General features: G+C 56.8%; 10 protein-coding genes. 6 read left to right on the top strand and 4 right to left on the bottom strand.

Annotated elements, in window-relative coordinates:
- The first annotated feature begins 101 nt into the window (after nucleotides 1-101).
- The gene (gene fdhF, locus BM347_RS11315) at nucleotides 102-2,870 is read left to right on the top strand and encodes a formate dehydrogenase subunit alpha (protein WP_093916566.1); all 2,769 of its coding nucleotides are present in this window, start codon (nucleotides 102-104) and stop codon (nucleotides 2,868-2,870) included.
- A gap of 128 nt (nucleotides 2,871-2,998) precedes the next feature.
- Here the strand turns inward: fdhF and BM347_RS11320 are convergent, their stop codons facing one another.
- The 4 genes from BM347_RS11320 to BM347_RS11335 form a co-directional block, all read right to left on the bottom strand.
- Nucleotides 2,999-3,226 (bottom strand): WGR domain-containing protein, encoded by a 228-nt coding sequence (locus BM347_RS11320; RefSeq protein WP_093916567.1) that lies wholly within the window; start codon nucleotides 3,224-3,226, stop codon nucleotides 2,999-3,001.
- A 61-nt stretch (nucleotides 3,227-3,287) separates the two neighbouring features.
- Nucleotides 3,288-3,758, bottom strand: coding sequence for a GNAT family N-acetyltransferase (locus BM347_RS11325; protein WP_245764249.1), 471 nt, complete (start codon nucleotides 3,756-3,758; stop codon nucleotides 3,288-3,290).
- Nucleotides 3,749-4,450: a response regulator transcription factor gene (locus BM347_RS11330; protein WP_093916568.1), complete on the bottom strand. Its 702-nt coding sequence runs from the start codon at nucleotides 4,448-4,450 to the stop codon at nucleotides 3,749-3,751. The genes BM347_RS11325 and BM347_RS11330 overlap by 10 nt, the downstream gene beginning before the upstream one ends.
- Complete coding sequence (locus tag BM347_RS11335) at nucleotides 4,447-6,357, bottom strand: hybrid sensor histidine kinase/response regulator (protein WP_093916635.1); 1,911 nt, start codon at nucleotides 6,355-6,357, stop codon at nucleotides 4,447-4,449. The genes BM347_RS11330 and BM347_RS11335 overlap by 4 nt, the downstream gene beginning before the upstream one ends.
- Nucleotides 6,358-6,568: 211 nt before the next feature.
- Here BM347_RS11335 and BM347_RS11340 point away from each other — a divergent pair, with 211 nt between their 5' ends.
- From BM347_RS11340 to BM347_RS11360, 5 genes are all read left to right on the top strand, one after another.
- Nucleotides 6,569-8,539 (top strand): AMP-binding protein, encoded by a 1,971-nt coding sequence (locus tag BM347_RS11340; RefSeq protein WP_093916636.1) that lies wholly within the window; start codon nucleotides 6,569-6,571, stop codon nucleotides 8,537-8,539.
- Between the two features lie 73 nt (nucleotides 8,540-8,612).
- Entirely contained in the window at nucleotides 8,613-9,434 is an 822-nt protein-coding gene (locus BM347_RS11345) for an ABC transporter ATP-binding protein (protein ID WP_093916569.1), read from the top strand.
- A gap of 35 nt (nucleotides 9,435-9,469) precedes the next feature.
- Nucleotides 9,470-10,459 carry a branched-chain amino acid ABC transporter permease gene (locus BM347_RS11350; RefSeq protein ID WP_093916570.1) on the top strand — a complete coding sequence of 330 codons (990 nt, stop codon included), beginning with the start codon at nucleotides 9,470-9,472 and terminating at the stop codon, nucleotides 10,457-10,459.
- Between the two features lie 87 nt (nucleotides 10,460-10,546).
- A complete protein-coding gene (locus tag BM347_RS11355; protein ID WP_093916571.1) occupies nucleotides 10,547-11,623 on the top strand; it encodes a branched-chain amino acid ABC transporter permease in 1,077 nt (358 codons plus the stop codon).
- 98 nt (nucleotides 11,624-11,721) lie between these two features.
- Nucleotides 11,722-13,002 carry an ABC transporter substrate-binding protein gene (locus tag BM347_RS11360; protein ID WP_093916637.1) on the top strand — a complete coding sequence of 427 codons (1,281 nt, stop codon included), beginning with the start codon at nucleotides 11,722-11,724 and terminating at the stop codon, nucleotides 13,000-13,002.
- The last annotated feature ends 11 nt before the right edge of the window (nucleotides 13,003-13,013 follow it).

The raw sequence follows: 13,013 nt of genomic DNA on the forward strand, positions 1-13,013 counted from the left end.
ACGCCCGTGGCGCAAAATCGGGGCGGGGCGTCGGGATTGTGACTGCCGTCGTTTTTCGATGCGGTCTATGATATGCAGGCGCGTAGGAGGAGGAACTCTAAATGGCTGAAACAATTTCATTTGTGCTGGACGGCGAAAACGTTGAGGCCGAGGCCGGGATGACCATTTGGGAAGTTGCCAACGGGCGTGGTCTGAAAATACCCCATCTGTGTTACACGCCAGAGCCGGGGTATCGTCCCGATGGCAATTGCCGCGCCTGTATGGTCGAGATTGAGGGGGAGCGTGTCTTGGCGGCGTCGTGCCTGCGCGAGCCGGCCGAGGGGATGGTGGTGACGACCAACAACGCACGGGCCGAGAATGCGCGTAAGATGGTGATGGAATTGCTGGTGACGGATCAGCCGTCGCAAGATATTGCCCATGATAAGTCGAGCCATTTGTGGGATATGGCGGCCCTTGAAGGGGTTGAGACGAGTCGGTTTCCCAAGTTGGAAGAGGGGCGTATTCCGCTGCTGGATGACAGCCACGTGGCGATGCGGGTCAATCTGGATGCCTGCATTCAGTGCAACCTATGTGTCCGCGCTTGCCGCGAGGTTCAGGTGAATGACGTGATTGGCATGTCAGGGCGTGGCCATGACAGCTATCCCACCTTTGATATGGCCGATCCCATGGGGGCGTCGTCTTGTGTGGCGTGCGGCGAATGTGTTCAGGCCTGTCCGACGGGGGCCCTGATGGAGGCCACTGTTGTCGATGCTGATCAGGTTGGGGATCGCGCGGATTTTGACAGTGAAGTTGACAGTATTTGCCCGTTTTGCGGGGTGGGCTGTCAGGTATCGTTGAAGGTAAAAGGCGGCAAAATCAAATATGTCGAGGGCATCAATGGCCCGGCAAACGAGGGCCGCTTGTGCGTCAAGGGGCGGTTCGGGTTTGACTATATTCACCACCAGCACCGGCTGACCAAGCCATTGATCCGCCGCGATGATGCGCCAGCCAAGGGGCTGAATGTGGACCCCGGCAATTGGCACACCCATTTCCGCGAGGCGTCATGGGATGAGGCGTTGGACTTTGCGGCCAATGGCATGAAGAAGATCGGCGGGCGCGGTGTTGCCGGGTTCGGGTCGGCGAAATGCACCAACGAGGAAGCCTATCTGTTCCAAAAGATCATCCGCCAAGGGTTTGGTCATAACAACGTCGATCACTGTACGCGGCTGTGCCATGCGTCATCCGTTGCTGCGTTGATGGAGAATGTCGGATCGGGGGCCGTGACGGCCACGTTCAACCAGATCGATAACGCCGATGTGGCGATTGTGATCGGGGCGAACCCGACCGAAAACCACCCGGTTGCAGCAACGTTTTTCAAGCAGTTCGCCAAACGCGGCGGCAAGTTGATTGTGATGGACCCGCGCGGGCAAGCCTTGAAGCGGCACGCTTCGCATATGCTGCAATTTCGCCCTGGCACCGATGTGTCGATGTTGAACGCAATCATGCATGTCATCGTCGAAGAAAAGCTGTTTGATCAGCAATATATCGAAGCCTACACCGAGAATTGGGAGATCGAGAAGGCGCATCTCAAGACCTTTACCACCGAAAAGATGGCCAAGATTTGCGGGATTGAGGCGGATGTGCTGCGCGATGTCGCGCGGACCTTTGCCGGAGCTAAAGGGGCGATGATCTTTTGGGGTATGGGGGTGTCGCAGCACATTCATGGGACGGATAATTCGCGTTGCCTGATCAGTCTTGCGCTGATGACGGGGCAAATTGGGCGGCCGGGTACAGGGCTTCATCCGTTGCGCGGGCAAAACAACGTGCAAGGGGCGTCGGATGCGGGTTTGATCCCGATGTTTTTGCCGGATTATCAACCGGTTTCGGATGATGGTGTGCGGTCGGCCTTTACCGAGGTTTGGAAAAGCGGCGATTTCAGCAATCAAAAAGGGCTGACGGTGACGGAAATCATGGATGCGGTCCATGATGGTGACATCCGCAGCCTGTATGTGTTGGGCGAAAACCCCGCGATGTCGGACCCGGACGTGGACCACGCCCGCGATGCTTTGGCGCAGTTGGACCATCTGGTCGTGCAGGATATTTTCCTGACGGAAACCGCAAATTTCGCAGATGTGATTTTGCCCGCATCGGCCTTTGCCGAGAAGACGGGAACCGTAACGAACACCAACCGTCAGGTACAAATGGGCCGACCTGCCGTGACGCCGCCCGGTGAGGCCAAAGAAGATTGGTGGATCGAGGTCGAGTTGGCAAAACGTTTGGGGCTGGACTGGACCTATACGCACCCCAGCGAGGTGTTTGCCGAAATGAAGCTGAACATGTCGTCGCTGAACAACATTACATGGGACCGGTTGCAGAGCGAGGGCGCGGTGACCTATCCGTCGTTGAGCCCGGTGGACCCGGGTCAGGATATTGTTTTTGGCGATGGTTTTCCGCGCCAGGACGGACGGGCGCGTTTCACACCGGCAAGCATCATTGCACCCGATGATGTGCCGGACGAGAACTATCCGATGATCCTGACGACGGGGCGCCAGTTGGAGCATTGGCACACCGGATCAATGACCCGCCGGTCGCATGTGCTGGACGGGTTGGAGCCCGAGGCGAACTGTTCCCTGCACCCATCGACCTTGCGCAAGCTTGGCGTGACGGCGGGTGAGTATGTACGATTGTCGACGAAACGCGGGGCGATTGAAATCATGGCGCGTGAAGATCGGGCGGTGTCGCCTGATATGGTGTTCCTGCCTTTTGCCTATGTCGAAGCGGCGGCAAATATCCTGACAAACCCGGCTGTGGATCCTTACGGGAAAATCCCTGAGTTCAAATACTCGGCTGTGAAGGTAGAGGCCGTTACCGATGTTGTCGCGGCCCAGTAGCGGGGCCATTTGAATGCGTGCCCTTTGGGCACATGCGATCTGTTTTTGGGAATGAGGGACGTTGTCCCTCAAACTCCCTAGGATATTTTAGAGCCAGAGAAGATGCAGATTGCCGCAAATTGTGGCGGTCAGGCGCGCAGGTATCCGCGTCTTTCTGCAAGGTTGCGGTGGCGGTCGGCGGCGCGGGATGCGTCGCGTAGGTTGCTAAAGCATTGCACCACCGCTTTGGGCCGTCCGCCGGCCAATCCCCATTCCCGCATGACGGATACTTCGCTGAACAGGTTCATCGCGATTTCAACGCGGTAGAATAATCGCCGTTCTGCGGCGCTGGTCCGGTAAAGAAGGCATTCGATCATCTTATGAATCTAGCTGTTATATCGCTGAAAATGCAATGGGAAATTGTAATGTTGTGGGCCTTTAGACCACGGGTTTACGCATGGTGATGCTGGTTGGGTGATCATATCCGGGATGTGCAGTACGGGCGTGTTCGCGGAACCCTAGCGCCTTGAAGGTCGCGTGATTGTTCGTCAGTTCGACGCGTGTCTCAAGCTTTAGCGTGGTAAGCCGCATTGCGCGGGCGCGGGTATTTGCGTGATCGATCAAATGGCGCGCGAGGCCAAGGCGTTGGTGGGTCGGTGCGACGCACACCTTGCCCAGATACAGGCTGCTGCGTTTGGGTGTCAGGATCATACAGGCAATGGGCGGGGTGCCGATGCACCAAATCTCGGCCTCGGATGCGGTCTTTTGCAAGGCGGTTTGGGTGACTTTTCCAAGAGAACTGGGCGGGTCGATCCGCCCTTCCATATAAGCAAAACAGTCGCGCATGAGGGTCAGAAGATCGGCCAAGGCCGGATCATCAGGGCCCATTTGATAGGGGGTCAGATCCATGTCACGTCACCTAAAAAGATGTACCCGGCGCCGTAAATTGTTTTGATCAGTTGCGGGTTTTTGGGATCTTCGCGCAGCTTGGTGCGTAGGCGGGAAATGCGGACATCCATGGCGCGATCAAAGCTTTCTGACGCCACGCCGCCGAGGCTGGATTGCATTTGCGCGCGGCTGATCAGGCGCTTGGGTGCGTCTAGAAACAGGCGTAACACTTCACCTTCGGCGTGAGAGAATGTGGTTTCGGTGCCGGCCTCGTCTTCCAGTGTGTAGCGTTCGAAATGGGCGGTCCAGCCGTTGAACGTCGCGACATTGCCTGTCTTTGTTGCGGGTTTGACGCTGCGCATGCGGGCACGGATGCGCGCGACAACCTCGGCCGGATCGAAGGGTTTGATGATATAGTCGTCGGCCCCGAGTTCGAGCCCCGTCACGCGGTCCTGCACCTGCGCGCGGCCCGAGATAATGATGACAATTGCGCCGCGTTCTAACGCCAAGCGGTGCACCAGCGTTAGCCCATCGGTATCGGGTAAGGACAAATCGACAAGGCAGACATCGGGCGTATGGGTCGCCAATGCGGCCTCGAACGCGCGGGCGCGGCCAAAGCTGAGGGTGTCGAAACCTGCCTCTTCCAGCACGTCGGCCAGGAGGCTGCGGATTTCTGGTTCATCGTCCAGAATGGTGACAAGGGGGCGGGTCATTGGGCGGCCATTCCTTCGGGCGTGATCAGCGCGGTCAAATCTTTAACATCAAACGGTTTGCGCAAGACGGGGGCAAGGGTTTGCGCCTTTAGAAACAACGGGTCATCTGCGGGAAGCGATGTCATCAATACCATGGGTGGTGCATCAGGGCCGAGCCGTTGGGCGAGGTCAAGGCCGGTTGCCTCGCCCACCAATTGGATGTCGGACAGCACCAGCGATATATCGGACAGATCAGCGAGCAGGGCAGTTGCCTCGTCCGCGCTGGAGGCCTCGATCACGGAGTGGCCCATGCCCATCAGCATGTCACGGACCAAGGCGCGCAGATCGTCGGCGTCTTCGACAAGTAGCACCAAACCTGTCGTCGCAGGCACCGCAATGCGGTAGGGGAGCCGCATGGTAACCTGCGCCCCCGTGGGGGTGTTCGAGAGCCGCAAATCTCCGCCGGCTGATTTGGTCATGTCATAGACCATAGGCAGCCCAAGGCCCGACCCTTCGGCCCCTTTGGTGGTGAAAAAGGGCGCAAAGCCATGTTCCAGTGCAGAGGGTGAAAACCCCGGGCCGTCGTCCTGTAGGATGAATTCGATCCACGTGTCATGCACCAGCCGGACCTCAAGCGTAATCACACCGGCCATGCCACAGGCGTCGCGGGCGTTCAGGATCAGGTTCAGCAATCCGTCTTGGAGCAACCCGCTGTCCAGCAACACAGGGTGATCGGGCATGCGATTATTGATGCGCAATTCGACGGCTTTGGGCAGGGTGGGTTTGGCCAACAGGCTAAGGTCGGATAGCATGCAATCGATCATTGTGGCGGTAGGGCGCAGCGGGCGGGCACCGGTCATATCTGCAATCGTGCTAAGCAATGTGCCGCCACGCCGGGCGGCTGCCAAGGTGCCTTCGATCAGGGGGCCGGCGGCGGCGGGCAAGGCATCGATACGGCCCAGCCGGGATTGCAGCCCCAGAATAATGGTCAGCAGGTTCGAGAAATCATGCGCGAGGCCGGAAATAACCTGCGCTGCGGATTCGCGCCGCCGTGTCTGTTGCAGGGCGGTCCGGTTTTGCGTTTCTTCGGTTACATCCATCGACAGAATATAGACGCCGCCGTTGTGATCGGGGGTAAAGGCCCCGCGGATACGGCGGGCGCTTGCCTCGTCCGTGAACTCGACAATTGATTGCTTGCCCGCATAGGCCTGGGTCAAAGACGGGGTGATGCTATCGTGGGCTTGGGGGCCCAGAATCTCGCGAATTGTGTGTCCGACTAGTTCGGTGGGCCGCCCCGGCATCACCGCAGACAAGCGGCGGTTTGAATAGGTATAGCGGCCTTGGGCATCCACATGCGCGATATGCGCGGGCATCATTTCGGTGGTCAGGCGGGTGCGCGCCTCTGACAGGGTCAACTGGCGCTTGGCCTCTTCCAACGCGCTGTTCATCGCGGCCAGTTCGCGGTTGGTAGCGGCCAGTTCTTCGGCATGGGCGATGACCTGACCAGACAGCGCGTCCGAGCGGGCGCGCAGCAACGCTTCTTGCTGCTTGGTGCGTGAAATATCGGTATAGACGGTGACCCAACCGCCTTGGGGCAGGGGTGATCCTTCGACGGAAATGGTGCGGCCATTGGCGCGGGTGCGTTCCATATAATGCGGCTCAAACGCGCGGGCCTGAACAACGCGTTCCGCCACAAACGCGTCGACGTCGGGCACATCACCATATTCACCGGCCTTTGCCAGATGGGTGATTGTTTCTTGAAACGTCGCGCCGGGTGTCACAAAGGCGGACGGCAGATTGAACATTTGCTGGAACGGCGCATTGCACAGGACCAGCCGTAAATCCGCGTCGTAAATGGTTAACGCTTGGGCGATCAGGTTCAGCCCGGCAGCGGTCATCGCGCTTGTTTGCGTGTCGTTGAACTGCATCTGATCCCCCTTTCGTCGGTCAATGGCTATCACCATCCTTGGGGCTGCGCAAAGCCCGCGCAGGTAAAATCAGCCTTGTAACAATTCGTAAGGTTTGGGAAATCATTAAGAATAAGTTGACGCACAAACTATCATCAACATCATGGTGCGACATCAGAATCGCACCAGCGATCGACCTGCCGATAAAGAGCAGGACTTGGGAGGAAGATATTTGGCTTACAAGCTTGTAAGCGCCGACGGACCACAGTCCGTGCCGGCGCTGCTGCATCGCAATGCAGAGCAATTCGCGAACGCGCCTGCGTATCGCGAAAAGGAATTTGGTATTTGGCAAAGCTGGACCTGGTCTCAAACGCGTGACGAGGTCGAAGCGCTTGCCCTTGGCTTGCTTGAGCTGGGTGCCAAGGAAGGTGATTTCATCGCCATCATCGGCCGCAACCGCCCCTATCTTTATTGGGCGATGATGGCCGCCGAGATGGTCGGGGCTGTGCCGGTGCCGCTGTACCAAGACGCCAACGCCGAAGAAATGGCCTATGTGCTGGACCATTGCGGTGCACGATTTGTCATCGCTGGCGATCAAGAACAGGTCGACAAGGTGCTTGAGGTTCAAGACCAACTGACCCAATTCGAACGCATCATCTATCTTGATCCGCGCGGCCTGCGCAAATACGACCACAGCGCATTGAGCCAATACAGCGCCGTGCAAGATATGGGTCGCAAAGCAAAAGACAAGCACGTCAAAGAGCTTGAGGCGCGTCAGGCCAAGCTGAATTACGACAGCACCGGCGTCATGCTGTATACATCCGGCACAACAGGCAAGCCCAAGGGCGTTGTGCTCAGCAACCGCAATATCATCGAGACGGCCAAGTCGTCCTCTGAATTTGATGATCTGCGCCAGACCGATGACATCCTAGCCTATCTGCCGATGGCATGGGTTGGTGATTTCATCTTTTCCGTGGGACAGGCGATGTGGACAGGGTTTTGCACAAACTGCCCTGAATCTGCCGATACCATGCATGTCGATCTGCGCGAAATCGGGCCGACATATTACTTTGCCCCACCACGGGTATTTGAAACGCAACTGACCAGCGTGATGATCCGCATGGAAGACGCGAGCCGTTTCAAGAAGTGGTTGTTCGACCGCTTTATGAAGGTCGCACGCAAGGTTGGTCCGGCCATCTTGGATGGCAAACCCGTGGGGCTGATGGACCGTCTGAAATACGGTCTGGGCGAGCTGATGATTTACGGCCCGCTGAAAAACACGCTTGGTTTAAGCCGCGTGCGCGTGGGCTATACGGCGGGTGAGGCGATTGGCCCCGAGATTTTCGATTTCTATCGCTCGCTGGGGATCAACCTGAAACAGCTATACGGCCAGACCGAAGCGACCGTGTTCATCACAGCGCAGCCCGATGGCGAAGTGCGTAGTGATACGGTGGGCGTGACATGCCCGGGTGTAGAGTTGAAGATCGCCGACAATGGTGAGGTATTTTACCGCTCCCCCGGCGTGTTCGTCGAGTATTACAAGAACCCCGAAAGCACCAAAGATACCAAGGATGCCGAAGGCTGGGTTGCGACTGGCGACGCGGGCTTTATCGAGGAAAGCACAGGCCATCTGCGCATCATCGACAGGGCCAAGGACGTGGGCAAGATGGCCGACGGCAGCCTGTTCGCGCCGAAATACGTGGAAAACAAGCTGAAGTTCTTCCCGAATATTCTGGAGGCTGTGGTCTTTGGAAATGGTCGGACGGAATGCACCGCTTTCATCAACATCGACCTGACGGCGGTGGGCAACTGGGCCGAACGCAATAACATCGGCTATGCATCCTATCAGGAACTGGCCCGGCACCCGCTGGTGATGGATCAGATCCAAGGCCACGTGGAAGAAGTTAACGCCTCGATCGCTGAGGACGAGATGCTGTCCGGGTGTCAGGTGCACCGCTTTGTCGTGCTGCATAAAGAGCTGGACGCGGATGATGGAGAGCTGACCCGCACCCGCAAGGTGCGCCGCAAGGTGATTGGCGAGAAATACGACGACATTATCACGGCACTTTACGATGGATCGACGTCGGTCAGCACGGTTACGGAAGTGACCTATGAGGACGGGCGCAAAGGGTCGATTGCGGCTACGTTGGAGGTGCGTGATGCCAAGGTATTTGCAGACAATCGCAAGAAGGCTGCGGCATGAACATCATGAGCGGCGTGTTTGGACGCAATGGCTGCGCAGTGGATTTTAAGACCATTTGGAAAGAGGGTGTAGCATGAAGGATCAGGCTGACGGCTACGTCACAGCGGATGGTCGCCAGATCGGCCCGGTGGTGATGGAGATGAAAAACATCACCCTGCGGTTCGGCGGCGTCGAGGCGATCAAGGATATTTCATTGGATATTCGCGAAGGCGAAATCCGCGCGATCATCGGGCCGAACGGCGCGGGGAAATCCTCGATGTTGAACGTGATCAGCGGGTTCTATGTCCCGCAGGATGGCGAAGTTTGGTACAAGGGGTCGCGCCGTGCGGCGATGAAACCGTTTCAGGTCGCCCAGCAGGGCATTGCGCGGACATTCCAAAACATCGCCCTGTTCGAGGGGATGAGCGTCCTGGACAACGTCATGACTGGCCGCTTGACCCACATGGAAACGGGGTTGTTCTGGCAGTCTCTTTGGAAGGGCAAGGCCGAGCGTGAAGAGACTGCAAACCGCGAAGTTGCTGAGAAAATCATTGATTTTCTTGAGATTCAGGCGATCCGCAAGACGCCTGTTTCGCGGCTTTCCTATGGTTTGAAAAAACGGGTCGAGCTGGCCCGCGCGCTGGCGGCCGAGCCGTCGATTTTGCTGCTGGATGAGCCGATGGCGGGCATGAATGTCGAAGAAAAAGAGGACATGAGCCGCTTTATTCTGGATGTGAATGACGAATTTGGCACCACGATTGTACTGATCGAACACGACATGGGCGTGGTCATGGACCTGAGCGACCGCGTGGTCGTGATGGATTACGGCAAAAAGATCGGTGACGGCACACCGCATGAGGTGCGCAACAACCAAGACGTTATCGACGCCTATCTGGGGGTCGCACATGACGACTGATTTTGATCTAAATTTTGCGAATTGGAGGGTCTGATATGCCTGAGCAACTGGCATTTGCCCTAGAAGTAACTGCGAACGGTCTGATGGCGGGGGTGCTGTATGCGCTGGTCGCTTTGGGCTTTGTTCTGATTTATAAAGCATCGGGCATTTTCAATTATGCCCAAGGGGTTATGGCGCTTTTTGCTGCGCTGACCTTGGCGGGTATCATTGATGGACAAGTCCCGTTTAGCCACTTGATCAACGCTGTTTTAGGCACCGATGTGCATCACTTTGGCTGGCACGTTCCGGCGTTTCTGGCGATCTTGTTGACCATGGTGGTGATGATTGCGCTGGCCTATGCGGTGCAGCGGTTGGTGTTCCGCCATCTGGTCGGCCAAGAGCCTATCATCCTGTTCATGGCGACCATCGGTTTGGCCTATTTCCTTGAAGGTGTCGGCGATCTGATGTGGGGGTCTGACATCAAATCGATGGATGTGGGATTGCCGCAAGGCATTAATGCCTGGATCGATGAAACCACGTTCGAGGCGTTTGGCTATGGGTTCTTTATCGACAACCTGGACATTGTAGCGAGCATCATCGCGGCGTTGCTGGTCATCGGGTTGGTGATGTTTGCGCAATACACCAAGCAGGGCCGCGCGATGCGGGCTGTGGCGGATGACCATCAGGCGGCGTTGTCGGTCGGTGTTTCGCTGAACTTTATCTGGATTCTCGTGTGGTCGCTGGCGGGTTTTGTAGCGCTTGTCGCCGGTATCATGTGGGGCACCAAGTCAGGCGTGCAGTTTTCGCTGTCGCTGATCGCGCTCAAGGCGCTGCCTGTGTTGATGCTGGGTGGATTCACCTCGATTCCCGGAGCGATTGTTGGCGGTTTGATCATCGGTGTTGGTGAGAAACTGTTCGAATTCCTGATCGGTGCGCCGTTCCTTGGCGGGGCGACGGAGAACTGGTTTGCCTATATGTTGGCGCTGATTTTCCTCGTGTTTCGCCCGCAAGGTTTGTTTGGGGAGAAGATCATTGAACGCGTATAGCCTATTTCGCCGTCGGATCGGAGTTGTGCCAATGTGTATGGTTCGGACCCCGGGATTTAAAACTATTTGGAATGAGGGGCGCGTCTGATGCTTTATCGTGAATCAGGGGATTTCAGTTCTTCCTATGCAGAAGACAGCCAGACGTTTCCGATCAAGTTTGACCGGTATCGCTATTACTTTGTGATGTTCATCGCGATTGCAGTGATCCCGTTTCTGATCAATGACTACTGGGTTAATTCGCTTTTCCTGCCGTTTTTGATCTATGCTATTGCGGCGATCGGGTTGAACATTCTGGTGGGGTATTGCGGTCAGGTGAGCCTGGGCACCGGTGGCTTTATGGCGGTCGGGGCATATGCCTGCTACAAGCTGATGACCAGCTTTCCTGATGTCAGCATGTTGGTGCATGTGTTGCTGTCTGGCCTTGTCACCGCGGCGGTTGGCGTGCTGTTCGGTTTGCCATCCTTGCGGATCAAGGGGTTCTATCTGGCGGTGGCGACACTGGCGGCGCAGTTCTTTCTTGTGTGGCTGTTCAACCGCGTGCCGTGGTTTTACAACTATTCCGCGTCGGGTCAGATCAGCGCACCTGAACGTACTTTCTTTGGCATCAACATCACCGGTGCGAATACCCAAGCTTGGGCGACCTATCTATTCTGCCTGATGTTCGTGATCTTCAGCGCCTATGTGGCGCGGAACCTGACCCGCGGGTCGGTGGGCCGCAAATGGATGGCGATCCGCGATATGGACATCGCGGCCGAGATCATCGGGGTGAACCCGCTGCGCGCCAAGCTGACGGCCTTTGCGATATCGTCGTTCTTTATCGGTATTTCAGGCGCGTTGTTCTTTGCAATCTATCTGGGCGCGGTCGAGGTTGGCGAAGTGTTCGGCATCCAGAAATCATTCCTTGTGCTGTTCATGATCATCATCGGCGGTTTGGGATCAATCTTTGGCAGCTTTGCCGGGGCCGCGTTTCTGGTGCTGTTGCCTGTGGTGCTGAAAATCGTTGGCGTGGATTGGCTGGGCTGGCCCACGGATATCGTGGCGCATTTGCAGCTTGTGATCGTTGGGGGCCTGATTATCGTGTTCCTGATCGCAGAACCGCACGGCCTTGCCCAACTGTGGCGCGTGGCCAAGGAAAAACTGAGATTGTGGCCCTTCCCGCATTAGGGGGCGGCACATGGCGAGGGAGGAGAAACCTTGCCGACGCAGACGACCGGGCTAACCCGGCATGATCGGACATATCCAGGGAGGAAACACCGATGAACATGAAACTGAAACTGACCACACTGGCGCTAGGCGTTACGCTTGCCGCTGGCCCCGCGATGGCAGAGCTTGTCTTTCCATCGCTGAGCTATCGCACCGGTCCTTATGCTGCCAACGGCATCCCCTTCGCGGATGGCTATGCGGATTATTTCACGCTGCTGAATGAACGTGATGGCGGTATCGGTGGCGAGCCGATCCGTATGATCGAATGCGAAACCGGTTATAACACTGAAAAAGGTGTGGAATGCTATGAAAGCACCAAGGGCGAAGGCGCGTTGGTCTATCAACCGCTGTCCACAGGCATCACGTATCAGCTGATCCCCAAAGCGACGGCTGACGGCATTCCTGTACACTCGATGGGCTATGGCCGGACCTCTGCCAAAGATGGCTCCGTGTTCAAGAACATCTTTAACTATCCTGCGAACTACTGGGATGGTGCATCGGTTGCGGTCAAGCACCTGCTGGACGTGAACAGTGGCAGCCTTGAAGGCAAAAAAATCGCGCTGGTGTACCACAACTCTGCCTACGGCAAAGAACCAATCCGCACGCTTGAAGAACTGAGCAAAAAGCACGGTTTTGAACTGTCCTTGCTGCCTGTTGACCACCCCGGCCAAGAGCAGAAATCGCAGTGGCTGCAAATCCGCCGCGAAAAGCCTGACAATGTCATCATGTACGGCTGGGGCGTTATGAACCAGGTTGCCATTCAGGAAGCGGCAAACATCCGTTACCCGATGGATCAATTCATGGGCATCTGGTGGTCCGGTTCGGAAAACGACGTGCGTCCTGCTGGCGAAAAGGCCAACGGCTACAAAGCGTTGACGTTCCACAATGTCGGCGATGATTTCCCGGTATTTGATGACATCCAGAAATACGTCGTTGGAACGGGCAAAGCCGCGGGTGCGGGCGACCAAATCGGTACAGCCTTGTACAACCGTGGTCTTTATGCCGCGATGTTGGCTGCCGAAGCTGCGAAAACAGCTCAAGGCATCCACAACACCAAGGCAATTACACCTGCACAGATGCGTGACGGCATGGAGGCGCTTGAGATCACAGAAGCCAAAATGACAGATCTTGGTCTGCCAGGCTTTGGTCCTGAGTTCTCGGTCTCTTGTGAAAACCACGGCGGCAACGGCCTGGTTGCCGTATCCCAGTGGGATGCCGCTGCTGACAGCTGGAGCTTGATCACAGGTTACGAGCAGTCCGACCAAGACGTTCTGACACCGCTGATCGCAGAAGACGCGTCTGCATTCGCAGCTGAATCCGGTATCACACCGGGCTGCTAAGCGAACCGTTT

Source organism: Sulfitobacter marinus, from assembly GCF_900116285.1.
GTDB classification, from domain to species: domain Bacteria; phylum Pseudomonadota; class Alphaproteobacteria; order Rhodobacterales; family Rhodobacteraceae; genus Sulfitobacter; species Sulfitobacter marinus.